Origin of the sequence: Acidovorax temperans, assembly GCF_006716905.1 — a bacterium.
In the GTDB taxonomy this organism is placed as follows: domain Bacteria; phylum Pseudomonadota; class Gammaproteobacteria; order Burkholderiales; family Burkholderiaceae_C; genus Acidovorax; species Acidovorax temperans.
In genome coordinates, this window is sequence record NZ_VFPV01000001.1 from 1,673,387 (window position 1) to 1,697,128 (window position 23,742).

20 protein-coding genes are annotated in these 23,742 nt (G+C 66.6%); 11 read left to right on the forward strand and 9 right to left on the reverse strand.

Annotation, left to right across the window (positions count from 1 at the left end):
* Positions 1-13: 13 nt before the first annotated feature.
* The 5 genes from BDD18_RS08010 to BDD18_RS08030 are packed head-to-tail and all read left to right on the forward strand — an operon-like array spanning position 14 to position 6,589.
* The gene (locus BDD18_RS08010) at positions 14-1,210 is read left to right on the forward strand and encodes an aminopeptidase (RefSeq protein WP_142082385.1); all 1,197 of its coding nucleotides are present in this window, start codon (positions 14-16) and stop codon (positions 1,208-1,210) included.
* Positions 1,203-1,514 (forward strand): polyhydroxyalkanoic acid system family protein, encoded by a 312-nt coding sequence (locus BDD18_RS08015; protein ID WP_142082388.1) that lies wholly within the window; start codon positions 1,203-1,205, stop codon positions 1,512-1,514. The genes BDD18_RS08010 and BDD18_RS08015 overlap by 8 nt, the downstream gene beginning before the upstream one ends.
* Positions 1,515-1,524: 10 nt before the next feature.
* Positions 1,525-2,448, forward strand: coding sequence for a hydroxymethylglutaryl-CoA lyase (locus tag BDD18_RS08020; RefSeq protein WP_142082391.1), 924 nt, complete (start codon positions 1,525-1,527; stop codon positions 2,446-2,448).
* 29 nt (positions 2,449-2,477) lie between these two features.
* Positions 2,478-4,214 carry a VRR-NUC domain-containing protein gene (locus BDD18_RS08025; protein ID WP_211360696.1) on the forward strand — a complete coding sequence of 579 codons (1,737 nt, stop codon included), beginning with the start codon at positions 2,478-2,480 and terminating at the stop codon, positions 4,212-4,214.
* Entirely contained in the window at positions 4,211-6,589 is a 2,379-nt protein-coding gene (locus tag BDD18_RS08030; protein WP_066783266.1) for an ATP-dependent DNA helicase, read from the forward strand. The genes BDD18_RS08025 and BDD18_RS08030 overlap by 4 nt, the downstream gene beginning before the upstream one ends.
* Before the next feature lie 77 nt (positions 6,590-6,666).
* Here the strand turns inward: BDD18_RS08030 and BDD18_RS08035 are convergent, their stop codons facing one another.
* From BDD18_RS08035 to BDD18_RS08045, 3 genes are all read right to left on the reverse strand, one after another.
* The gene (locus BDD18_RS08035; protein WP_066783264.1) at positions 6,667-6,921 is read right to left on the reverse strand and encodes an acyl-CoA-binding protein; all 255 of its coding nucleotides are present in this window, start codon (positions 6,919-6,921) and stop codon (positions 6,667-6,669) included.
* 220 nt (positions 6,922-7,141) lie between these two features.
* A complete protein-coding gene (locus tag BDD18_RS08040) occupies positions 7,142-8,242 on the reverse strand; it encodes a M14 family metallopeptidase (RefSeq protein WP_066783261.1) in 1,101 nt (366 codons plus the stop codon).
* A gap of 44 nt (positions 8,243-8,286) precedes the next feature.
* On the reverse strand, positions 8,287-9,498 hold the full coding sequence (locus BDD18_RS08045) for a M20 aminoacylase family protein (RefSeq protein WP_066783268.1): 1,212 nt from the start codon (positions 9,496-9,498) through the stop codon (positions 8,287-8,289).
* A 96-nt stretch (positions 9,499-9,594) separates the two neighbouring features.
* Between BDD18_RS08045 and argE the strand changes: the two genes are divergently transcribed.
* Positions 9,595-10,752, forward strand: coding sequence for an acetylornithine deacetylase (gene argE / locus BDD18_RS08050; RefSeq protein ID WP_142082393.1), 1,158 nt, complete (start codon positions 9,595-9,597; stop codon positions 10,750-10,752).
* 100 nt (positions 10,753-10,852) lie between these two features.
* On the opposite strand, the gene BDD18_RS08055 is transcribed toward argE, so the two are convergent.
* Positions 10,853-12,001: an ABC transporter substrate-binding protein gene (locus BDD18_RS08055; protein WP_142082396.1), complete on the reverse strand. Its 1,149-nt coding sequence runs from the start codon at positions 11,999-12,001 to the stop codon at positions 10,853-10,855.
* A gap of 145 nt (positions 12,002-12,146) precedes the next feature.
* On the opposite strand from BDD18_RS08055, the gene BDD18_RS08060 reads away from it, so the two are divergent.
* Positions 12,147-14,228 (forward strand): molybdopterin-containing oxidoreductase family protein, encoded by a 2,082-nt coding sequence (locus tag BDD18_RS08060; RefSeq protein ID WP_142082399.1) that lies wholly within the window; start codon positions 12,147-12,149, stop codon positions 14,226-14,228.
* 130 nt (positions 14,229-14,358) lie between these two features.
* Here the strand turns inward: BDD18_RS08060 and BDD18_RS08065 are convergent, their stop codons facing one another.
* The 3 genes from BDD18_RS08065 to BDD18_RS08075 all read right to left on the reverse strand — a co-directional run bounded on the left by BDD18_RS08065 (position 14,359) and on the right by BDD18_RS08075 (position 17,434).
* Positions 14,359-15,039, reverse strand: a complete 681-nt coding sequence (locus tag BDD18_RS08065) for a type 1 glutamine amidotransferase domain-containing protein (RefSeq protein ID WP_066699199.1) — start codon at positions 15,037-15,039, stop codon at positions 14,359-14,361.
* A 116-nt stretch (positions 15,040-15,155) separates the two neighbouring features.
* Positions 15,156-16,319, reverse strand: coding sequence for an iron-containing alcohol dehydrogenase (locus BDD18_RS08070; protein ID WP_142082401.1), 1,164 nt, complete (start codon positions 16,317-16,319; stop codon positions 15,156-15,158).
* A gap of 197 nt (positions 16,320-16,516) precedes the next feature.
* Positions 16,517-17,434 carry a LysR family transcriptional regulator gene (locus BDD18_RS08075; protein WP_142082403.1) on the reverse strand — a complete coding sequence of 306 codons (918 nt, stop codon included), beginning with the start codon at positions 17,432-17,434 and terminating at the stop codon, positions 16,517-16,519.
* A gap of 131 nt (positions 17,435-17,565) precedes the next feature.
* Between BDD18_RS08075 and BDD18_RS08080 the strand changes: the two genes are divergently transcribed.
* Entirely contained in the window at positions 17,566-18,588 is a 1,023-nt protein-coding gene (locus tag BDD18_RS08080) for a zinc-binding alcohol dehydrogenase family protein (RefSeq protein ID WP_142082406.1), read from the forward strand.
* Between the two features lie 221 nt (positions 18,589-18,809).
* Here BDD18_RS08080 and BDD18_RS08085 read toward each other — a convergent pair whose 3' ends face one another.
* Positions 18,810-19,826 (reverse strand): fumarylacetoacetate hydrolase family protein, encoded by a 1,017-nt coding sequence (locus BDD18_RS08085; RefSeq protein ID WP_066693293.1) that lies wholly within the window; start codon positions 19,824-19,826, stop codon positions 18,810-18,812.
* A 121-nt stretch (positions 19,827-19,947) separates the two neighbouring features.
* On the opposite strand from BDD18_RS08085, the gene BDD18_RS08090 reads away from it, so the two are divergent.
* From BDD18_RS08090 to BDD18_RS08100, 3 genes are all read left to right on the forward strand, one after another.
* Entirely contained in the window at positions 19,948-20,730 is a 783-nt protein-coding gene (locus BDD18_RS08090) for an IclR family transcriptional regulator (RefSeq protein WP_066693290.1), read from the forward strand.
* 46 nt (positions 20,731-20,776) lie between these two features.
* Complete coding sequence (locus tag BDD18_RS08095) at positions 20,777-21,982, forward strand: DUF3108 domain-containing protein (RefSeq protein WP_142082409.1); 1,206 nt, start codon at positions 20,777-20,779, stop codon at positions 21,980-21,982.
* Positions 21,983-22,174: 192 nt separating this feature from the next.
* On the forward strand, positions 22,175-22,471 hold the full coding sequence (locus BDD18_RS08100; RefSeq protein ID WP_066699186.1) for a BTH_I0359 family protein: 297 nt from the start codon (positions 22,175-22,177) through the stop codon (positions 22,469-22,471).
* A 121-nt stretch (positions 22,472-22,592) separates the two neighbouring features.
* On the opposite strand, the gene BDD18_RS08105 is transcribed toward BDD18_RS08100, so the two are convergent.
* Positions 22,593-23,672, reverse strand: coding sequence for an AbrB family transcriptional regulator (locus tag BDD18_RS08105; protein ID WP_142082412.1), 1,080 nt, complete (start codon positions 23,670-23,672; stop codon positions 22,593-22,595).
* Positions 23,673-23,742 lie beyond the last annotated feature (70 nt).

Below are 23,742 nucleotides of genomic sequence, written 5' to 3' on the forward strand. Positions count from 1 at the left end.
GTTTTCCCACCCCATGCGCCCGCACGCCTCCACCCCCATCACCGCACTGCGCCCACCGGCACGGTGGGCTTTGCTGATCGCGTGGCTGGGCAGCCTCGCGCTGTTGGGTGGCTGCACCTCCATGCGCAGCACGGTGGGGTATTACTGGCAGTCCATCCACGGCCACGCACAGCTCATGCAGGCCGCCCGGCCGCTGGACGAGTGGATTGCCCAACCCGACACCCCACCCGCCCTGCGCACGCGCCTGCAGCTGGCCCAGCGCGCCCGCGCCTTTGCGGTGGCCGAACTGCACCGGCCCGACAACGCCAGCTACCGCCGCTATGCCGATCTGAAGCGCCCCGCCGCCGTGTGGAACGTAGTGGCCGCGCCGCCGGATGCGCTCACGCTGCACACCTGGTGCTTTCCGGTGACGGGCTGCATTGGCTACCGGGGCTACTTTGACCAGGCCGACGCGCAGGCCGAAGCGGACCAACTGTCCGCCCAGGGGCTGGAGGTGGACGTGTACGGCGTGCCCGCCTACTCCACGCTGGGCTACATGAACTGGGCCGGGGGCGACCCGCTGCTGAGCACCTTCGTGGGCTGGCCCGAGGGCGACTTTGTGCGCCTGCTGTTCCACGAACTGGCGCACCAGGTGGTGTACGCCCAGGGCGATACGGTGTTCAACGAATCGTTTGCCACGGCGGTAGAGCGCCTGGGCAGCGCCCGCTGGATGGCCGAGCACAGCACCCCTGAGGCCCGCGCCGCCCTGGCCGCCAGCGAGCAGCGCCGCGCCCAGTGGCGCGCCCTGACCCGCGCCACCCGCGCCGAGTTGCAAGCCATTTATGAACAAAATCAGGCCGCAGCGCTTGATACACAAGCGCTAGCAGCTATCAAATCAGAAGCAATGCAGCGTTTTCGGGCCAGCTATGACCAGCTTCGCACGCAGTGGCTGGCGGCCATGCCCGGCAATACGCCCCACACCCAGCTGGCGGGCTACGACCGCTGGGTGGCCATGGCCAACAACGCAAGTTTTGCCGCCCAGGCGGCATACGACGAACTGGTGCCCGCGTTTGAAGCACTGTTCGAACGCGAGGGCCGCGACTGGCCCCGGTTTTATGATGCCGTGCGACAACTCACCCAACTGCCCCAGCCCGAGCGCCACGCCGCGCTGCGGGCACTGGCCACGAACGCTCAGCCTCTGACCCCATCCAAGGAGAAACCCGGTGTCTGACCTTCACATCCAACGCGACCACCACCTGGGCCTGCCCCGCGCCCGCGAAGTGGCGCGTGCCTGGGCCCGCAAGGCCGAGGAAAAATTCGACATGGAATGCACCTACGAAGAAGGCGACACGCAGGACACCCTGAGCTTTACCCGCGCAGGCGTCACCGGCACCCTGCTGGTGGACGCACAGCAATTCGACATGACGGCCAAGCTCGGCTTCCTGTTCAGTGCCTTCAAGGATCGCATCGAAACAGAAATCAGCGGTCAGCTCGACGAGCTGCTGGGCACGCCCAGCACCACTTCGGTGGCCTGACGTGCCTGCCATGGCCCCCAGCATTCTCATCAGCGAAGTCGGCCCGCGTGACGGGCTGCAGTCCATCGCCACCACCATGCCCACCGTGCACAAGCTGCGCTGGGTGGATGCGCTGGTGGCCGCTGGCTTGCGCGAGATCGAGGTCGGCTCTTTCGTGCCCGCCAAACTGCTGCCGCAAATGGCCGATGTGGCCGAGGTGGTGCGCCACGCCGTGGCCCGGCACCCGCACATCACCGTGATGGCGCTGGCCCCCAACCTGCGTGGGGCCGAGGCCGCCCTGCAGGCCGGGGTGCGGAAAGTGACGCTGCCCGTATCGGCCAGCGAAGCACATTCGCTGGCGAATGTGCGCAAAACACCCGCCGCCATGGTGCAAGAGCTGCAGGCCGTGGTGCAACTGCGCGCTGCCACCGCACCGCATGCGCTGATTGAAGTGGGCCTATCGACCGCCTTTGGCTGCACGCTGCAAGGTGCGGTACCCGAGGACGAGGTGATCCGCCTGGCCGTGCAATGCGCCGAAGCGGGTGTGGACGAGGTGGGCCTGTCGGACACCACCGGCATGGCCAACCCGGCCCAGGTGCGCCGCCTGTTCACCCGCCTGCGCGCCGAGCTGGGCACCAAAGCAGGCGCAGCCCACATGCACAACACGCGCGGCCTGGGCCTGGCCAACTGCCTGGCCGCCTACGACGTGGGTGTGCGCACGTTCGACGCATCGCAGGGCGGGCTGGGCGGCTGCCCCTACGCGCCCGGAGCCTCGGGCAACGTCGTCACCGAAGACCTGGTCTTCATGTTCGAAGCGATGGGCATCGCCACCGGCGTGGACTACAACCTGCTGATGTCTGCGCGTGAAGCGCTGCAAGCGGGCCTGCCTGACGAGCCCCTGTACGGCATGACTCCCTTAGCCGGGCTGCCCAAGGGCTGGCAGCCCGCCGCCTGACCCAGCCAAGCCCTGACGGAGACCGCCTTTTGGGCACACCCGCCCTGCCCCCGCACCGCCTGTACTACCTGCACAACTTTGTGCGTGCGCTCGACTGGCTGCGCACACGCTATGCCGACGTGCTGGGCGCGCCGGAGCAGGACTTCATCTCCCGCTTTGCGCAACTGCCCGAACCCGCCCAAGCGCTGCTGGTGCGGCTGGTGATGCGACGCGGCCCGTGGTTTCGTGCGGGCAAGCTGGCGTATGAGGAGATTGGCGACATCCACACCGCCGCCGCGCCGCTGCTGGCCCTGGGCTGGCTGGATGCCGCAGCCCCCATGGCGCTGGCCGAGCTGTTTGCACTGCACACCCACCGCGAGGTAGCGGCCCTGTTTGCCACCCCCGGCCCGCACCCAGCCCTGCCCAAATCGCAGACCAAGGCTGCGCTGCTGCAAACCCTGCAGCCGCACCACGCCGCCGCCCAGCCGTATCGACAATGGCACCCGGCAAGCACCGAGTCCGTGTGGCGCGTGGCACAAGAGGTGACGGCGCTGTGCACCCGGCTGCGGCTCATGTTCTTTGGCAACCTGCACCAAAGCTGGTCGGAATTCGTGCTGGCCGACCTGGGGCTGTTCCAGTACGAGGTGGTGCCGTTTGATGCGCAATCGCGGGCGTTTCAATGCCGCGCCGATGTGGATCACTACCTTGCGCTGCACGCCCTGCGCCAGGCGCTGGACGATGGCGCAGAACGCGCGCCTCTTCTGGCCGCCGCAGTGCAAGCCACCAGCCCCAACCCCTGGCTGGAACGGCGCCGCGCCAAACTGCTGATGCGCCTGGGCCAGGCCTGCGAAAAGGCGGCCGACTGGCCACTGGCCGAGCAGGCCTATGCCCACAGCCAGCACCCCGGCGCGCGGCACCGCCGCATCCGCGTGCACGAGCACATGGCCCGCCATGCAGATGCTTTGGCCCTGGCCCTGCAGGCCCAGGCTGCCCCCGAAAGCGATGAGGAAAGCCAGCGCCTGGCGCGCATGCTGCCGCGCCTGCACAGCGCTGCCGGGGTACAGGCGGGCGCCGTGGCGCGCCCCAAAAAGCCTGCCCGCCAAGCGGTTGCACAGCAGGCCCCCCAGACGCTCACCCTGCCCCGCCCAGACCCCGCAACTTCGGTGGAATGGGCGCTGCGCCAACACTGGCACACCGACGAAGCGCCCGTGTTCTACACCGAGAACGCGCTCATCAACAGCCTGTTCGGGCTGCTGTGCTGGCCCGCCGTGTTCGCGCCACTTCCGGGGGCGTTCTTCCACCCCTTCCAGGGTGCGCCCGCCGACTTGAATGCGCCCGACTTTGTGGAGCGCCGCGCAGCCCTCTTTGCGGAATGCCTGCTCGCGCTGGAGGATGGACGCTACCGCGCTCTCATCCGGGAGCGGTTTGCCACCAAGCAAGGACGGCAGTCTCCCCATGTGTTCTGGGGGGTGCTAAGCGAACCGCTGCTCGAACTGGCCCTGCACTGTATTCCCGCCGCGCACCTGCGCCTTTTTTTTGAGCGCCTGCTGCAAGCCCCGGTGGCCCACCGCAGCGGCCTGCCAGATTTGGTGCGGTTCTGGCCCACACGCCCCGCCGAGCAGCGCTACGAACTGGTCGAAGTCAAAGGCCCGGGCGACAAGCTGCAAGACAACCAGATCCGCTGGCTGCAGTATTGCCACACCCACGGCCTGCCCGCCAGCGTGTGCCATGTGCGCTGGCTGGATGCGCCTGGCATGGAGCCCCTCATGGGCGCGACGGGCACATGACCACACCCCTTCCAACCGCGGCCCCGCTGACAGTGTCGGTGCGTGCCCTGTGCGCCTTCACGGCCCGCACGGGTGATCTGGACCTGCGCTTCACTCCCGCGCCCAGCGCGCTGGAGGGCATGGAAAGCCACCGCCTGGTGCAGGGCCGCCGGGGCGATGGCTATGAGGCCGAGGTGCCTCTGAGCGGGCTGTTCCAGCAGCTCACGGTGCGCGGGCGGGCCGACGGGTTTGACGCCAATCGCCAGCAGCTCGAAGAGATCAAGGCCTACCGGGGCCAGCTCGACGGCGTACGCCCCCACCAGCGCGCCCTGCACTGGGCCCAGGCCCGCGTGTACGGCCACCTGCTGTGCCAGACCCGGGGACTGGAGCGCCTGCAGGTGGCTCTGGTCTATGTGCAAACCGGCACGGGGCAAGAGACCGAGCTGGTCGAAACCCACACTGCCGCCGACCTGCAAGCGCACTTTGAGGCGCTGTGCGCGCGCTACCTGGCCTGGGCCCACAGCGAGCAGCAGCACCGCCAAGCCCGCGATGCAGCGCTGGCGGCGCTGACCTTTCCGCACGGCAGCTTTCGCGCGGGGCAGCGCGAGCTGGCCGTGGCGGTGTACCGCAATGTGGGGCCTGGCCACCGGGACGACAAGGATGGCAACGATAGCGGTGATGGCGGCGGTCGCTGCCTGCTAGCGCAGGCCCCCACGGGCATTGGCAAGACGCTGGGAACGCTGTTTCCGCTGCTGCAGGCCAGCGCACGCAAGGGGCTGGACAAACTGTTCTTCCTGACCGCGAAGGGCACCGGCCATGCGCTGGCCCTCGATGCATTGGCCCGTGTGCACGAGCAACTGCGCACATCCTCCCCCATCCCGCCCCTGCGCGTGTTGGACGTGCTGGCCCGCGACAAGGTCTGCGAGCACCCCGACAAGGCCTGCCACGGCGAATCCTGCCCGCTGGCACAGGGCTTTTACGACCGGCTGCCTGCTGCGCGCCATGCCTTGGCCCAGCACACCAGCCTGTGGGATGGCCCCGCCGTGCGCACCACGGCGCTGGCGCATGGCATCTGCCCCTATTACCTGGCGCAAGAAATGGCGCACTGGTGCGATGTGGCGGTGGCCGACTACCACTACTTCTACGACAGCGCCGCCATGCTGTATGCCCTGACGGTGGCGCACGGCTGGAAGGTGGGCGTGCTGGTGGACGAGGCCCACAACCTGCCCGACCGCGCCCGCCGCATGTACACCGCCGAGCTGCACCAAGGCACGCTGACTGATGCCCGAGCTACCGCCACCGGAGCCGTGCGCAAGGCGCTGGACGCGCTGCAGCGGCAGTGGAACGCCATCCACCGCGATCAGGTCGATGCGTACTGCGCGCACCCTGCCTTGCCCGAGGCCTTTGTGCAGGCGCTCCAGCGCGCCATTGGCGCGGTGGCCGAGGCGCAGACCGATGCGCCCCTGCTGCCCGGCGACCCGGTGCTGGCGCTGTACCTGGACGCGCTGCACTTTGCTGCCATGGTAGAGCAGTTCGGCAGCCACGCGCTGCTGGACGTGACGCTGGACCCGCCGCGCTACGGGCGCCGGGGTCGATCCAGCACGCTGTGCATTCGCAACGTGGTGCCCGCCCCGCACCTGGCGGCGCGCCACGCGGCGGCGCACAGCAGCGTGCTGTTCTCCGGCACGCTCACACCGCCAGCGTTTTACCGCGACCTGCTGGGTCTGCCGCCCGAAACGGGCTGGGTGGATGTGGAATCGCCCTTTCACAGCGGGCAGCTGGCGGTGCACACGGTGGGGCACTTGTCCACCCGCTTTACCGACCGCGCGCAGTCGCTGGGCCCCATCGCCCACCTGATGGCCGAGCAGTTTGCGCGCCTGCCGGGCAACTATCTTTGCTTTGCCAGCAGCTTTGAGTACCTGCAGCGCATTGCGGCGCAGCTGCAGCAGGCCCACCCCGAGGTGCCCCAGTGGCAGCAAACGGCAGGCATGGACGACGCGGCCCGCCAGGCGTTTCTCGACCGCTTTCAGGAGGGCGGCCAGGGCATTGGCTTTGCCGTGCTGGGCGGGGCGTTTTCAGAAGGGGTGGACTTGCCCGGCCACCGGCTCATTGGGGCCTTCATCGCCACGCTGGGGCTGCCGCAGGTCAACCCGGTGAACGAAGAAATGCGCCGCGCGATGGACCGGCACTTTGGCGCGGGCAAGGGGTATGACTACACCTACCTCTTCCCGGGCCTGCGCAAGGTGGTGCAGGCGGCGGGCCGGGTGATCCGCACCGAGCAGGACCAAGGCGTGGTGTTCCTGATCGACGACCGCTACCGGCGCGCCGCAGTGCGAGCCCTGCTGCCCGAATGGTGGGCGCTGGATGGCGCACCGCCGCGCCCGCCCAGCCGGTGAAGTGCCCCCAAAAACAAAGCGGCCCGCAGGCCGCTTGAGGGGAAGGCACCACCGAGGTGGCGTCTTGCAAACGATGTTCAGCTCAGCTCGGTAATCAAGTCGATGTACTGCTGCTTGGCGGCATCGGCTGCGGTGCCCTTGAGCTTTTCCCAGGCGTCCCACTTGGCACGGCCCACCATGTCGGAGAAGCTGGGTTTTTTCTCGGTGTTGTCGCCCACGGTGGCTTGCTTGTAGAGGGCGTAGATCTTGAGCAGGGTCGCGTTGTCGGGGCGCTCGGACAGGTTCTTGGAATTGGCGACGGCGGCTTCAAAAGCGGCGTTCAGGTCGGACATGCGGTTGTCTCCGTATCGGATGGGGAAAGGATGCAAAAAAGCGCAAAAAATGAGCCGCGCCATCTTAGAGCCTCTGCCCGCCACTGCCCAGTGCTGCGGCCGGCGAGCGACGTCCACACGACACTCCCCGGCAGCGCCAGTAACGCATGGGCCTTCACCAAAATGCTCATATTTTGATAGCGTATCGCGCTTACCAGATAAGCGCTGCAGGGCTTTTTTATCAACAACCCGTCAAACCATCCACCGCCTGGAACAGCGACTGCCGCGCCTGGCTGATGATCTGGCCCTTCCATGCATCGGTGTCGGTGTAGAAGGCGGCCAGCATCTGGGCCTTGATCTGTGCGGCCAGCTCGGCCGGGGCTTCGGGGTGGATATTGAGCCAGTGCTCGGCGCGCAGCGCCTGGATGACTTCGGTGACCGGCACGGTACCGTATTCCATGGCAATGCCGGTGTATTCGGCCTGCGGGCACTCGTCATAAATGGCAGTCCACATCAGCCCCGTGAGGAAGGCCGAGGTGGATGAGCCGTCGTAGATGGAGGTCACGGGCGTGGCACCGCCGCCACCCCACCACTGGCGCGCGCGCTGCACGGCGGCGGCATCGTCCTTGCCCGCGTAGATGCGCTCGCCCAGGCCGCTCGGGCCCAGGCCCGTGTGCAGATCAATCCAGGCCAGGCGCTGCGCACGGGTGCCGTGCTCGCGCAGCACCTGGCGCAGGGTGTGGTTGCTCCAGGTGGGTGCGGTGCCGCCATAGAACAAGCCCTGCGCAAACTCGTGCTGCCCGCGGGTGATGGCGGCTTGCCAGGCAGACTCACCGCGCTCGGCCATGAAGGCTTGCACCGCCTGCACGTTGGCGGCGTTGGGCGGCCACACGTCGGGCAGCAGCAGGGGCGCTACCTCGCGGTAGGCAGCGTTGTCTGGCAAGGGCCCGGTGAAGGAGTGGAAGTTGCGGTTGAGATCGACGTTTTCATGCGTGGCGCGCCGAATGTGCGAGAAGCCGTACGGGTTGAGCGCATGGATGTAGAGCACCGCCACACCAGCATCGCGCGCCTTGGCGCGCCACTCGGCGTCGTGCAGCGCAAACACCTGCACGCCGCTGCCGCAATAGCCCTCCACCCCGTGGCAGGCGCTGCTCACCATCAACAGCTTGTCTGCGCCACGGGGGCCGTCCAAAGCCACGTCCATGGCCAGCACCTCGCCGTCACGCCCGGCCAGCGGGTGGGTGTGGGACTCCACCTCCAGCCCGCCTGCGGCGACGGCCTCCAGAAACTTCCGGCGGGCTACCGCGTAGGTGGGCGAAAAGGCTTCGGGGATACCAATCATGGAGCGGTTCTTTCAGTCAACGGCAGGGCAGGTGGGGTGGTCTCTCAGGCAGCCTTGGCCTGGGCCGCCAGCCATTCTTCGGCCAGCCGCACCCAGAACGTGCCGCCCAGCGGGATCAGGTCGTCATTGAAGTCGTAGCTGGGGTTGTGCAGCGTGCAAGGCCCGCCACCGTGGCCCATTTCGCGGTGGCTGCCATCGCCGTTGGCAATGAACAGGTAGGCGCCCGGTTTGGCCTGCAGCATGTAGGCAAAGTCTTCCGCGCCCATGCTGGGCTCCTGGTCCAGCGCCCGGTCTTCGCCCACGATGCTGGCCATGACCTTGCGGGCAAACTGCGCTTCGGCCGGGGTGTTGATGGTGGGCGGGTAGTTGCGCACAAATTCAAAGTCGCACACCGCGTCGTGCGCGGCGCAGGTGTGCTCGGCCACCTGGCGCATGCGTTTTTCAATCAGGTCGAGCACCTCGAAAGAGAAGGTGCGCACGGTGCCCTGCAACTCGCAGCTGTCGGGCACCACGTTGGTGGCCTCGCCGGTGTGGATCATGGTGACCGAGATCACGCCCGCATCCACCGGCTTCTTGTTGCGGCTGATGATGGTCTGGAAGGCCTGCACCATCTGGCAGGCAATCGGCACCGGGTCCACCCCCATGTGGGGCATGGCAGCGTGGCCGCCCTTGCCTCGCACGGTGATCTTGAATTCGCTGGTCGATGCCATCACCGGCCCCGCACTGGCGGCCATGGTGCCTGCAGGCATGCCCGGCCAGTTGTGCATGCCGTACACGGCCTGCATGGGGAATTTTTCAAACAGCCCGTCTTCAATCATCACGCGGGCACCGCCGCCGCCCTCTTCCGCAGGCTGGAAGATGAGGTACACCGTGCCGTCAAAGTTGCGGTGCTTGGCAAAGTGCTGCGCCGCTGCCAGCAGCATGGCCGTGTGGCCATCATGGCCGCAGGCGTGCATCTTGCCGTGGTGTTTGCTGGCGTGCTCAAAGGTGTTGAACTCCTGCATGGGCAGGGCGTCCATGTCGGCGCGCAGGCCAATGGCACGCCCGCAGGCACCGCCGTCGCGGCCATGCACGATGCCCACCACACCCGTCTTGCCCAGCCCGCGGTGGATGGGAATGCCCCATTCGGTGAGCTTGCCCGCCACCACATCGGCGGTGCGCACTTCTTCAAAGCACAGCTCGGGGTGGGCGTGAATGTCCCGGCGCACCGCTGCGATACCCGCGGCCTGGGTGACGATGGAGTCGATAACGTTCATGATATGTGTCCTTACGATCCTGCAGTCTAGCCCGTGAGCAACACGGGGGCCAGTGCGGGTTTTTATCGGTTCTTTTGCCCCCAGCCAAGGCACGCCATGCTCTCACCCCACGCCCTCGAACTTGCACAAACCCTGGTGCGCATGAACACCGTCAGCCAGAACTCCAATCTGGAGCTGATCCACTTTGTGCGCGACACGCTGACCCAACTGGGCGTGAAAAGCCGCCTGACATTCAACGCCGACAAGACCAAGGCCAACCTGTTCGCCACGCTGGGCGAGGGCAAGCCCAGCGGCATCATTCTTTCGGGTCACACCGACACCGTGCCCTGGACGGGGCAGGACTGGAGCATGGACCCGCTGAGCGCCTTGGTGCAGGACGGCAAGCTCTACGGCCGCGGCAGTGCCGACATGAAGGCCTTCATCGGCCTGGCCCTGGCCCACGCAGAAGCCTTCCTGAACAGCCAGGCCCCGTTCGCGGTGCACTTCGCCTTCAGCTACGACGAGGAAGTGGGCTGCTTTGGTGTGAAAGAGCTGATTGCCGACCTGCGCGACGCCGGCGTCAAGCCCCTGGCCTGCATTGTGGGTGAGCCCACGCTCATGGTGCCCGCCATTGCCCACAAGGGGGTGTACCGCTACAAGTGCTGCGTGCGCGGGAAAGAAGCGCACTCTTCGTTGACCCCGCACTCCGTCAACGCGATTGAAATGGCCGCCCGCGTGGTGGGTCGAGTGCGCGACATGGCCGAGGGCTTTGAGCAGCACGAGCCCCGCTTTGAGGGCTTTGACGTGCCCTTTTCCACCGCCAGCGTCGGCCAGTTCCACGGTGGCATTGCCGACAACGTGGTGCCGCGCGACGCCGAATTCCGCTACGAATTCCGCGACCTGCCCACGGCCAACGCGGCGCAGATGCAAGCCGAGGTGCTGGCCTATGCCAAGTCGCTGGAGCCCGCGATGAAGAAGGTGGCGCCAGACGCAGGTTTTGGCTTTGAGACCATCTGCGAGATCCCGAGCTTTCTGGGCAGCAAGGACGACGCCGTCACCCGTCTGGCCCAGCGGCTGAGCGGCGAAGCCGGCACCACGCTGGTGGCCTTCGGTACCGAAGCCGGGCTGTTCAAGAACGCCGGCATCCCCACCGTGGTGTGCGGCCCCGGCAGCATCCAGCAAGCCCACCAGCCCGACGAGTTCGTGAGCCTGGAGCAGCTGGGGCGCTGCGAGGCGTTCATGCAGGGGCTGGCGAATACCCAGTCCATGGACTGAGGCCGCACCTGCCCCACCATCGGGCAAAAAATCAGACATAAAAAAAGCCCGGCACTTTCGCGCCGGGCTTGGATGGTGGTTGCAGGGCTTGCGCAACGTGTCAGGTTCTCACCCGGCCATCGCCGGTGAGCATCGACATTTCCACAAAGGTGGATGCCGTGTGGTCATTCGCGCCAAACGACACCGGGAAGCCCGAAATCACCTGGGTGCCCAGGCCTTCCATGCCAGAGATGAAGCTGTCGCGGCTGATCTTGCCGGTGGCTGCGGCCTGGCGCAGGCCTTCGGTGAAGATGCGGGCGGCCAGAAAGCCTTCCATGCTGGAGTAGTTGGGCTGCACCTTGTCGCCCGCCTTTTTGATGGCATCCAGAAACTCGCGGGTGATCTGGCGCGAGGGCTGGTAGGGCGACGGAACCACCTGCGACACCACCACACCGGCGCCATCCTTGCCCAGCTCGTCGGCCAGCGCCTGCGTGCCCACGAACGATACGTTGTAGAACGTGCCGCCGAAACCTGCCTTGCGGGCGGCACGCACAAAGGCGGCGCTGGCGCCGTAGGCGGCAATCTGCACCACCGCATCGGGCTTGGCGGCCACCAGCTTTTCCACGGCGGCAGCCACGTCCACCGAATTGCGCTCCACCGTGGCTGCGCCTGCCAGGGGCAGCTTGTGCTCGGCCAGCGCCTTGTTCACGCCGTCAAGCCCAGCCTTGCCATAGGCATCGTTCTGGTGGAACACGGCGATCTTCTTGATGCCCAGGTTGACCAGTTGGCGCACGATGAGCGCGGTTTCGTCGTAGTACGAAGCCCGCACATGGAAGATGAGGCGATTGAACGGCTGGCGCAGCGACTCGGCCCCCGTGAACGGGGCGAAAAACGGCACCTTGGCCTGGTTGAACAGGGGCACAGCCGCCAGGCTGGTGGGTGTGCCCACATAGCCAAACAGTGCAAACACGTCGTCAGCGATGAGCTTGCGGGTGTTTTCTGCGCAGCGGTCGGGCTCGTAGCCGTCGTCCAGCGTGCGGATTTCCACCATGCGCTTGCCCACGCCACCGGCGGCGTTGAGCTGGTCAAAAAACAGCTTGGCCCCCTGGTTGAACTGGATACCCAATTGCGCGGCCGGGCCTGAAAATGCAGCAGACTGCCCCAGCACGATACGACCTTCGCTTTGGGCCCGTGCCACACCAAAACCAGCCAGCGCGGTAGCGCCAATGCCTAGGGAAAACTGCCTGCGGTTCAAAACGGAAGGTTGCATGGTGGGTGCTGAGGGTTGGTTTTGTGTCAGGGGCAACGTATAACCGCCACACCGGCTTTGGATGCAACGTTAAGTCACAAAGCACGCAACCCTAAGCAGGTTACATACACATTAATACACTCGATTTTCGGTCTATCACGAATAAATGTCTGCATCTATTAGCGTAAACCCTACACCGGAACAGGTTCTAAGCGTTCGCGGCGCCTGCCCGCACGACTGTCCGGACACCTGCGGATTGCTCACCACCGTGGAAAACGGCGTGGCCACCCGGGTGCAAGGCAACCCGGACCACCCCCACACCGATGGCGTGCTGTGCGCGAAAGTGAGCAAGTACACCGAGCGCACTTACCACCCCGAGCGCATCCTCACGCCGCTCAAGCGCAGCGGCGCCAAAGGCAGCGGCCAGTTCACGCCCGTGACCTGGGACGAAGCGCTAAGCGACATTGCCCAGCGCCTGCAAGCCATTGCCGCCCGCGCCCCCGAGGCCATCCTGCCCTACAGCTATGCAGGCACCATGGGCCTGGTGCAGGGCGAGAGCATGGACCGCCGCTTCTTCCACCACCTGGGCGCCTCGCTGCTGGACCGCACCATCTGCGCGTCCGCCGGCGGCGAAGCGCTGGTGCAGACGCTGGGTGGCAAGGTGGGCATGAAGGTGGAGTTCTTTGCCGAATCCCAGCTCATCCTCATCTGGGGCAGCAATTCGATTGGCAGCAACCTGCACTTCTGGCGCTACGCCCAGCAGGCCAAGCGCAATGGTGCCAAGCTGGTGTGCATCGACCCCCGCAAGAGCGAAACCGCCGACAAGTGCCATGAACACATCGCCCTGCGCCCCGGCACCGACGCCGCCCTGGCGCTGGCGCTGATGCACGAGCTGATCCAAAACGACTGGCTCGACCACGACTACATCGCCCAGCACACGCTGGGCTGGGAGCCACTGCGCGAGCGCGCCCTGCAATGGCCGCCCGAGCGCGCCGCCGAGGTGTGCGGCATTCCGGCCGAACAAATCCGCCAACTGGCCCGCGACTGGGGCACCACAAAGCCCGCCGCTATCCGCCTGAACTACGGCATGCAGCGCGTGCGCGGCGGTGGCAACGCAGTGCGCGCCGTGGCCTGCCTGCCCGCGCTCACCGGCGCGTGGCGGCACCGTGCGGGCGGGCTGCTGCTGTCCAGCTCGGGCCAGTTTCCGGTGGATCGCGCCGCGCTGCACCGCCCAGACCTGCTGGCCGGGCGCACTCCGCGCACCATCAACATGTCCACCATTGGCGACGACCTGCTGCGCGAGGCCTCGCCCACATTTGGCCCGAAGGTGGAGGCTGTGGTGGTCTACAACAGCAACCCCGTGGCCGTGGCGCCCGATTCGGGCAAGGTGGTGCAAGGCTTTGCGCGAGATGACCTGTTCACCGTGGTGCTGGAGCACTTTCACACCGACACGGCTGACTACGCCGACTACATCCTGCCCGCCACCACGCAGCTGGAGCACTGGGACGTGCACCTGGCCTATGGCCATACCGATGTGATGCTCAACCGCCCGGCCATCGCCCCCGTCGGCCAGGCACGCAGCAACGCCCAGATCTTCCGCGACCTGGCTGCCCGCATGGGCCTGACCGACCCCTGCCTTGCCGACAGCGACGAAACCCTGTGCCGCCAAGCCTTTGGCAACGCAGTGGACTATGCGCTGCTCGAAAGCCAGGGCTTTGCCACGCTGGCCGGGCCCGATGCGCCGTTTGCCGAAGGCCACTTCCCCACGCCTTCGGGCCGCTGCGAATTCTTCAGCGCCCGCCTGGCCGCGCAAGGCCTGGACGGCCTGCCCGACCACGTTCCCAACCACGAGTTGCAGGGCACCGACGCCCGCTACCCGTTGGCCATGATCTCGCCGCCCGCGCGCAACTTCCTCAACTCCACCTTCGTCAACGTCAAGAGCCTGCGCACCATCGAAGGCCGTCCGTTGCTGGAGATGCACCCCGACGACGCTGCCGCACGCGGCATTGCCGACGGCAGCACCGTGCGCGTGTTCAACGACCGGGGCAGCTACGAGTGCCATGCAGAAGTCTGCACCCGCGCCCGCCCCGGCGTGGTCAACGGCCTGGGCATCTGGTGGCGCAAGCTGGGGCTGAACGGCACCAACGTGAACGAGGTGACCAGCCAGGCCCTCACGGACCTGGGCCGTGCGCCCACGTTTTATGACTGCCTGGTGGAGGTAGAGGCCAGCGCAAACGCCGCGGCCTGAACAGAACGCAGGCCTGCGAAACGCTATTAATTTAATAGCTGCCAGCGCTTTTAGATAAAGCGCTGGCGCCCATTTTTGCTAAAAACCCAGCGCTTACGCCGCTGGCAGTCAAGCGCCCTGCACGGTGGCGTTACCCCAGCAACTGCAGCACCGCATGGGCGCCCGGCTCCGACGAGGCGGGGTTCTGCCCTGTGATCAGCGTGCCATCGGTCAACACATAGGGTGCCCAGTCAGGGCCTTTGGAGTACACGCCGCCGTTGGCCTTGAGCATGTCTTCCACCAGGAAAGGCACCACGTCGGTCAACTGCACTGCGTCTTCTTCGGTGTTGGTAAAGCCCGTCACCTTTTTGCCCTTCACCAGCGGGGTCCCATCGGGTGCCTTGGTGTGGCGCAGCACGCCCGGCGCGTGGCACACCAGCGCCAGCGGTTTGCCAGCGGCAAAGGTCTGCTCGATGAGTGCGATGGACTGCGCGTCTTCAGCCAGGTCCCACAGCGGGCCGTGGCCGCCGGGGTAGAACACGGCGTCAAATGCCTCGGCCTTCACGCTCGACAGCGGCACCGTGCTGGCCAGCTGCTTTTGCGCTTCGGCATCGGCCTTGAAGCGGCGCGTCGCGTCCGTCTGGGCGCTCTCGTCATCGCTTTTGGGGTCCAGCGGTGGCTGGCCGCCGTGGGGCGATGCGAGCGTGATCTGCGCGCCAGCATCTTTGAACACGTAGTACGGCGCGGCAAACTCTTCCAGCCAGAAGCCGGTCTTTTTGCCGGTGTTGCCCAGTTGGTCGTGGGACGTCAGAACCATGAGGATGTGTGCCATGGGGGTCGCTTTCTTTGTTCAGGGGAATCTAAAAACTGGTTGTAAAAAACCAAAACGCCACAGTACCCCCAACCAAGGCTGCTGGGTACTGCGGCGCGCCAAATCGCGGCGCTGGCTTACAGCGCCGCCTCCAGAATCCGGCGGCTGACCGCAGGCGTGATCTCACGCTGCTCACCCAGCTTGACCATGCCGTGGGCTTCGAGCTGGGCAATCACTTTCTCAATCACCTCTGCGCCCAGGCCGTAGCCCGACAGGCGGGTGCGGATGCCCATGCTCTCAAAGAAATCACGGGTGCGTTCGATGGCGGCGGTGATGCGTTCGTCTTCACTGCCGGTGGTGATGCCCCACACGCGCTCGGCGTACTGCAACAGCTTGGCGCGCTTCGGGCCACGGCGCTCGTTGAGCAGCGCGGGCAGCACGATGGCCAGGGTGCGGGCGTGGTCAATGCCGTGCAGCGCTGTCAGCTCGTGGCCAATCATGTGCGTGGCCCAGTCTTGCGGCACGCCAGCGCCAATCAAGCCATTGAGCGCCATGGTGGCGGCCCACATCAGGTTGGCGCGGTCGTCGTACACAGGCTCGGTGGCGGTGAGCAGGCGCGGGCCCACCTCGATCAGCGTGTGCAGGATGCCTTCGGCAAAGCGGTCTTGCACCAGGGCGTTGACGGGGTAAGTCAGGTACTGCTCCACCGTGTGCACAAAGGCATCGACCACACCGTTGGCCAGCTGCTGGGGCGGCAGGGTGTAGGTTTTGGTGGGGTCGAGCACCGAGAAGACGGGGTAGGTGTGCTCGCTGCTGAAGGGCAGCTTGGCGCCCTTGGCGCGGTGGGTAATGACGCTGCCGTTGTTCATCTCCGAACCCGTGGCGGGCAGCGTGAGCACGGCGCCAAACGGCATGGCGCGCTGCACGTTGCGGCCAAACTTTTCCAGAATGGCCCAGGGGTCGCCGCCTTCAAACAGCACGGCGGCGGCGATGAACTTGGTGGCGTCGATGACCGAGCCGCCGCCCACGGCCAGCAGAAAGTCAAACCCGCCTTCGCGGATCTGCGCCACGGCCTGCATGGAGGTTTCGTAGCTGGGGTTGGGCTCAATGCCGGTGAAGGTGGCGTGCTCGCGCTCGCCCAGCGCGGCGCGCACCTCGGCCAGCGTGCCAGTCTTTTCGGCGCTGGCGCCGCCCACCAGGATCAGCACCTTGGCGGCAGCGGGCACCAGCTTGGCCAGGTCGGCAATGCGCCCCTGGCCGAAGACGATGTGGGTGGGGTTGTGGAAGTCGAAATTCAGCATGATTGTCTTTCTCCGTCGAAGGCGTTGCCCCAGCACCGGGCACTGGGCTGCGCAAGAAGCGCCGCGCTCGGTGGCGGCAGCAAGGGCGCGATTGTGCGGCGCAGGGGTGCGCGGCGCCGGTCGCGTGTGCATTACCCCTGCTGCTGGCAGAGCCTCGTGCGGCAGGTCGGCGCTGCGCATGCGGTTGCTGCTAGCGCTCAGCGTGGCGCCCGCTCCATGAGCGCCTGCAGGCGCCCGGCCACGAAGTCGCGCAGCGCCCGCACCAGCGGCGTGAACTGGCGGCGGCTGGGCGCCACCAGAAAGAGCGGTACGGCCTCGGTGGTCCAGCCAGGGCACAGCGGCACCAGCCGCCCGGCGGCCAGATCATCGGCCGCGTCGAAGTACGACTTGTACGCAATGCCCCGGCCCAGCACCGCCCAGCGGCGCACCACATCGCCATCGTTGGCCACGTTGCGGCTGCGCACGCGCACCACCACCTCCTGGCCTGCGGCATCCCAGAAGCGCCAGCGGTCGTGCACGTCCTCGCCCAGCATGAAGCACAGGCCCTGGTGCTCGGCCAGTGCGTGGGGCGTGTCGGGCGTGCCGTGCGCTGCCAGGTAGGCGGGCGCCGCGCAGAGCACACGCCGGTGGTCAGCGGCCAGCGGCAGTGCGACCAGGCTCGAATCCTGCGGCTTGCCGTAGCGGAAGGCAGCGTCCACCGGCTCGCTGTACACGTTGGCCACGCGGTCGGCCAGCTGCAGGCGGATGTCGATACCCGGGTGCTCGGCCTGGAAGGCATCGAGCCAGGGCAGCAGCACATTGCGCCCCAGGTCCGACGGCGCGGCCAGCTGTAGCGTGCCGCGCAAGCCACCGGCGCGCCCGCCTGCCAGCTGGCCTTGCACCTGCTGCAGCGCCACCAGCGCGGGGTGGCAGTGCTCCAGGAACAGTGCGCCCTCCTGCGTGAGCCGCAGGCTGCGCGTGGAGCGCACGAACAGCGCCACGCCCAGCTCGGCCTCCAGCCGCTTGAGCGCGGCGCTCGCAGCGGCGGGTGTGAGGTCCAGCGCACGGGCCGTGGCCGAGAGGCTGCCGCTGTCCACGGTCCGCACAAAGATGTCGAGGTCTTGCAGGCTTTTCATGGCATGCCTTGAGTGCGCAGGGGTTTATTTACAAACAATGATTGAAGATGGATTCAATCATCGGCCTATTTAAAAGTAATTTTGCAAGACCCATCATTGGAGCACCCTTTGTTTACCTCCAGGACCTCCCCATGAAAGCCGTTGGCTACCAAACCGCCCACCCCGTCGACCACCCCGAGTCTCTGCTCGACATCACCCTGCCTGACCCGGTGGCCACCGGCCGCGATCTGCTCGTTGAAGTGCATGCCGTCTCGGTGAACCCCGTGGACACGAAAGTGCGCAAAAGCAGCTCGCCCAGCGGCGACGGGCCCGACTACAAGGTGCTGGGCTGGGACGCGAGCGGCATCGTGCGCGCCGTGGGGCCGGATGTGACGCTGTTCCAGCCCGGCGACCGGGTCTGGTACGCAGGCTCCATCGCCCGCCAGGGCACCAACAGCGAGCTGCACCTGGTGGATGAACGCATCGTGGGCCACGCGCCAAAGTCGCTGGACTTTGCCGAGGCCGCCGCGCTGCCGCTGACCACCATCACCGCGTGGGAGCTGCTGTTTGATCGCCTGCGTGTGGCACCCGGCAAGCAGCCCACCCAAAAGACTCTGCTCATCATTGGCGCGAGCGGCGGTGTGGGCTCCATCCTCACGCAGCTGGCGGCGCGGCTGACCAGCCTCACGATCATCGGCACCGCATCGCGCCCCGAAACGCAGCAATGGGTGCGCGACCTGGGCGCGCACCACGTCATTGACCACAGCAAACCGCTCACTGAAGAGCTGGCGCGCATCGGCCACCCTGCGGTAGACATCATCGTGAGTCTCACGCAGAGCGACGCGCACTTTGACCAGATCGTCGAGGCCATCGCGCCGCAGGGCCAGTTCGCGCTGATCGACGACCCGGTGTCGCTCGACGTGACGAAGCTCAAGCGCAAGTCGGTGTCGCTGCACTGGGAGCTGATGTTCACCCGTGCGCTGTTCGGCACCGACGACATGATCGGCCAGCACCGCCTGCTGACCGAAGTAGCGCAGCTGGTGGACGCCGGACTGATCCGCACCACGCTGGACCAGCGGTTTGGCACCATCAATGCGGAGAATCTGAAGCGCGCACATGCACTCATCGAGAGCGGAAAGGCGCGGGGCAAGCTGGTGCTGGAGGGTTGGAACTGAGGAAGGTGCCCACCAGTCATTGCTCCTAAAAAAAGAGCTTCCAGCGCTTGACAGACAAGCGCTGGAAGCTCTTTTTCCTGATTAGCGACATATCTCAGACTGAGCAGAACCAACGCCAGCTAGGTGCTGTTGAAGGCATTGGTGACTACTGGGCCGCTGCCTTGGAGTCTGCTGCGCGTTTCTGAGGTAAGTAGCTAATCAGGCACTTTTGGCTTCAAACCTTAGGTTGCAGCGCCGGGTGCGGCAATTTCCTGGTCGATGGCGCCGAAGATGCTGGCGCCATCCTTGCCCTTGACCTCGATGCGGATGGTGTCGCCAAACTTCATGAACTCGGTGGTGGGCTTGCCGTCCTGGATGGTTTCGATGCAGCGCTTTTCGGCAATGCAGCTGTAGCCCTTGGGCCATTCCATGCGGCCGTTCTGCTCCACGCCCTTGTTGCTGACGGTGCCGCTGCCCACGATGGAGCCAGCGCGCACGTTGCGCGTCTTGGCAATGTGGGCAATGAGCTGGCCGAAGTGGAAGGTCATCTCGGGCCCGGCGTCGCACATGCCAACCTTGCGGCCGTTCCAGGTGGACTGCACGGTGAGGTTGACGCGGCCCTTGTCCCAGGCGTCGCCCAGCTCGTCCAGTGTCACGGCCACGGGGCTGAACGCGGTGGCGGGCTTGCTCTGGAAGAAGCCAAAGCCCTTGGCCAGCTCGGCCGGAATCAGGTTGCGCAGGCTCACGTCGTTGGCAATCATCACCAGGCGGATGCCTTCGAGCGCCTGCTCAGGCGTGGCGCCCATCTTTACGTCGCCGGTGATGACGGCGATCTCGGCCTCAAAGTCGATGCCCATGGACTCGCTGGGCACCACCACGGGGTCGCAAGGGCCGATGAAGTCGTCGCTGCCACCCTGGTACATGAGCGGGTCGGTGTAAAAACTCTCGGGCACTTCGGAGTTGCGCGCTTTTCGCACCAGTTCGACGTGGTTGATGTACGCCGAGCCATCGGCCCACTGGTAAGCGCGGGGCAGCGGGGCCATGCACTGGGCCGGATCGAACGGGAAGGGGTGGCGCGCACGACCGCTGTTGAGCTGGTCGTACAGGTCTTGCAACTGGGGCGAGAGGAAACTCCAGTCGTCCAGCACCTGCTGCAGCTTGCTGGCAATGCCGGTCGCATAATGGGCTGTTCCCAGATCACGGGAGACCACAACCAGCTGGCCGTCGCGCGAGCCGTCTTTGTACGTAGCGAGTTTCATGGTGGCGGGGACCTTTGTCTCTCAGAGTGGCAAGGCACCAAACCGAATGGCTGGAAGCCCTGGCCAAATTACGATTTGGTAAATTGATTTAACTAAACAAAACTCGCAAATTCTAGTGCACATGGACAAAGAACGCGCAGGCATCCAGTCGGTGGAAGTCGGGTTTGCATTGCTGGAAGGTCTGACGCGCGCGCGCGGGCCGCTCATGCTCAAAGATGTGGCCGCTGCCGCCGGCATGAGCGCTGCCAAAGCCCACCGCTACCTGGTGAGCTTTCAGCGCCTGGGGCTGGTCACGCAAGACGCGCGCACCGCGCGCTACGACCTGGGCCCCGCCGCGCTCAAGCTGGGGCTGGCATCACTGGCGCGGCTCGATGCCATGCGCCTGGCGCGCGAGCGCGTGCCCGGCTGGATGGAGCAGATCGGCCACACCCTGGCGCTGGCGGTGTGGGGCAACCATGGCCCCACCATCGTGCACTGGGAGGAATCGCCCCAGGCCGTCACGGCCAACCTGCGCCTGGGCGACGTGATGCCGCTGCTGTCTTCCGCCACCGGGCGCTGCTTTGCTGCCTACATGCCGCCCGAAGCCGTGGCGCCCCTGCTGCAGCAAGAGCTGGCCCAGGCCGCCAAGCTGCGGCGCACCGACCTGCCCGCCACGCTGGAGCAGGCGCAGGATGTGCTGGCCGATGTGCGCGAGCGCGGCATGGCCCGGGTGGTGGACACGCTGCTGCCAGGCATCGTCGCCTTCTGCGCCCCGGTGTTTGATGCGGGCGGCCATCTGGCGCTGGGCATCACCACACTGGGCTCGGTGGCCACGTTCGACCCGGAATGGGGTGGCGCCATCGAGGTGCCGCTGCGCGCTGCCGCCGCCCAGCTTTCCACCGATCTGGGCGCAGGCAGCGCATGAGCCGCTGCGCCTGCCACCAGGCCTGTTGCACTGCCAGGGCCCGCTGATGCCACGGCGCACCCTGTGGATCCTGACCGCCTTGGTGCTGGCCGTTCACTGGCTGGTGCTGCAAGGCGTGCCCCTGGCGTGGGACGGCTCGGCTGCGCCAGCAGGCAAGGTGTTCACCACCCGCAGCGTGGCCGTGCAGCCGCCTGCGGTAGCGGCAGCCCCCGCGCCATCACCCAGCCCTGCCGCCGCGCCACCTGCGGCTGCGCCGCCCCAGCCCGCCAAACCGCCCCAGCCCGCCAAACCGCCCAAGCCCGCCAAACCGCGCAAGGCAGCGCCCGCGCGCCCTGCAGTCACAGAGCCAGCGCCCGCACCGAGTGAGCCCGCCGAAGTGGCCATCGCAGAACCAGCGGTGGTCGAGCCGACGGGCAACACAGAACAGGGGACGGACAGCGCCACCGCTTCCGCTGCCGAAGCGCCTGCGCCAGAGGCTTCCGCAGCGGTGGCTGCGGCACCAGCGGCGGCGGCCAGCGCCCCGCCCCCCTCGCCCGTGGCCGATGGCTCGGGCGTAGACATCACCCCACCGGGCGGCCCCCCTGGGCAAGGCACCAGCACTTCCGCGCCCCCCGTGCGCCTGCCTGCGCCCATCAAGCTGGCGTTTGACGTGGCGGGGCAAGCCAAAAAGTTTGACTACCAGGCCCGGGCAGAGCTGGTGTGGCAGCACGATGGCGCCCGCTACGAGGCGCGGCAGGAAGTGAGCGCATTCTTGGTGGGCTCACGCACCCAGCGCAGCACCGGCCTGGTGACGGCGCAGGGCCTGCAGCCCGAGCGCTTTGGCGACCGCAACCGGAGCGAGCGCGCCGCCCATTTCGACTACCAGCGCGGCCGCGTCACCTTCAGCGCCAACACGCCCGAAGCAGCCATTGGCCCTGGCGCACAAGACCGCCTGAGCGTTTTCATCCAGCTGGCCGGCCTTCTGGCCGCCACGCCCGACCGCTTTGTGCCCGGCACCCAGTTGACGCTGACCACCGTGAGCGCCACCGGCGCCGACCGCTGGACCTTCACCGTGGAAGCCACCGAAACCCTGAACCTGCCCGCAGGCACGCTGCCCACCCTCAAGCTGCAGCGCCTGCCCCGGCGCGACTACGACCAGAAGGCCGAGCTGTGGCTGGCCCCGGACATGGGCTACCTGCCCGTGCGCATCAAGATCACCCAGGCCAATGGCGACTTTGCCGACCTGCGCCTGCGCAGCAGCGGCCCGCCCTGAGAGCCTGTTGCGAGAATCTGCTCAAAGGCCTGTTGCGCCCGCGCGCCACCCCTGCAAAAAAGCCCTGCCAGGCCGCGCACCTGCGGAATTCGTGAAATACTGATTGCGACCCAGGAAGAAGGTTCAGGGGCATCCCCCTTGAACTCTGCGCAACCGCTGCAATCTGATCTGGGTATCGACTGGGGTAACACCATGCAAATGCTCTACGACTCTGAATCCTTTGTGGTGCTCCACATGCTGCCCGACGCCGTGGAGACATCAACCCAGGCGCTCAACGACACAGCGCCACCCCGCCCCCAACTGGCGCGCCACGGCTTTGAAATCGTGGACAAGCGCTCGGGCAAAGAGGTGTACCTGGATGGCTCCTGGGCCGAGATGTTCCAGCAGCAAATCCTGGCCTGGCAGCGCGACACGCCCACGCAGGAAGAAGTGGAAGACGCGCTGGACCGGTACGCTGGCCTGGCACAAAACCCGGTGGTGGTTCATTGAATCCCCCCTGAGGCGCTGCGCGCCTTCCCCCAAGGGGGACGACGACCTTGCTGCGGGGCGGCCCTTGCTTGTCGTCCTGCGCGACGACCGCGCGCCAGTGTCAAAGAGGGCGGTTCTTTTTTCAGATTGCAGAACCACCCTCGGTTGGCGGGTAGATCCTGCGGAACATCCGCCCCACCAGCATCAGCACGGCAATCAGCCGGCACACCTGAAACGCGGTGACCACGGGCACGCCGAGCTGAAGCACCTTGGCCGTGATGGCCATCTCGGTGATGCCGCCGGGGGAGGTGCCCAGCAGCAGCGTGACCCACGGCAGCCCCGTGGCCCACGCCAGTACGGCGGCAAACGCTGCGCAAATCCCCATCAAGCCGAACGTGCCTACGGCCACTGACGCCAGCCAGCGCGGCGCCGTGTGCAGAAATTCCGCGCGAAAGCGCACGCCCAGACTCACGCCGATCACGAGCTGCGCGGCATTGACCACCGCTTGGGGCACTGCCGACAGATGCAACCCCGCCATGGTGACCGCCATGGACACCAGCATCGCCCCCATGAACCACGGGTTGGCGCGGCCCAGGCGGTCCATCACCAAAGCACCCGCCCCGGTCAGCAAGGCCAGCAGCGCCAGGCCTGGCCAGCTCACGTCGCGGACGGTGGGGATCAAAATGTCCAGCCCCTGCAGGCCGCTCCACTGCAGGGCAAATGGAATGGTGATGGTGACGATGAGCAGGCGCAGGCTGTGGCTGGCGGCTACCAGATCGGTGCGGGCGTTCTCTCGCTCAGAAAGCAGGGTCATCTCAGACGCGGCCCCAATCGCCCCCGCGAAGTAGCTGGTGGACCGCAGCATCGAAGCGGGCACCCCGTGCATGCGCGGCGCATGCAGGCGGTAGAGCCACGCGCCAAAGCCCCAGCCCAGCAGCAGCGCCCACCCAATGCCCAGCACGATGGCCCACCACAGGCTGCCCACGAGCGCCGACACCTCGGGCGTGAAGTACAGGCCCAGCGCGGCGCCAATCGCCCACTGCCCGCCATTGCGCAGCGGCCCCCAGCTTTCGGTGGGCGCACCGGCCATGGACAGCACGGACGTGGCAACCAGGGGACCCAGCATCCAGGGCAGTGGGGTGTGCAGCGCCACACAGGCAGCCGCAGCGGCCCAGGCCAGCAGCAGGGTGCCCGCAACGCGGAGCAGAAATTTCGCAGACATCGGGGACAAGAAGAGCGCAGAAAAGAGCAAGCTGCCGAGTATCGCGCTGCCGGGGCCGGTGGCGAGGCAG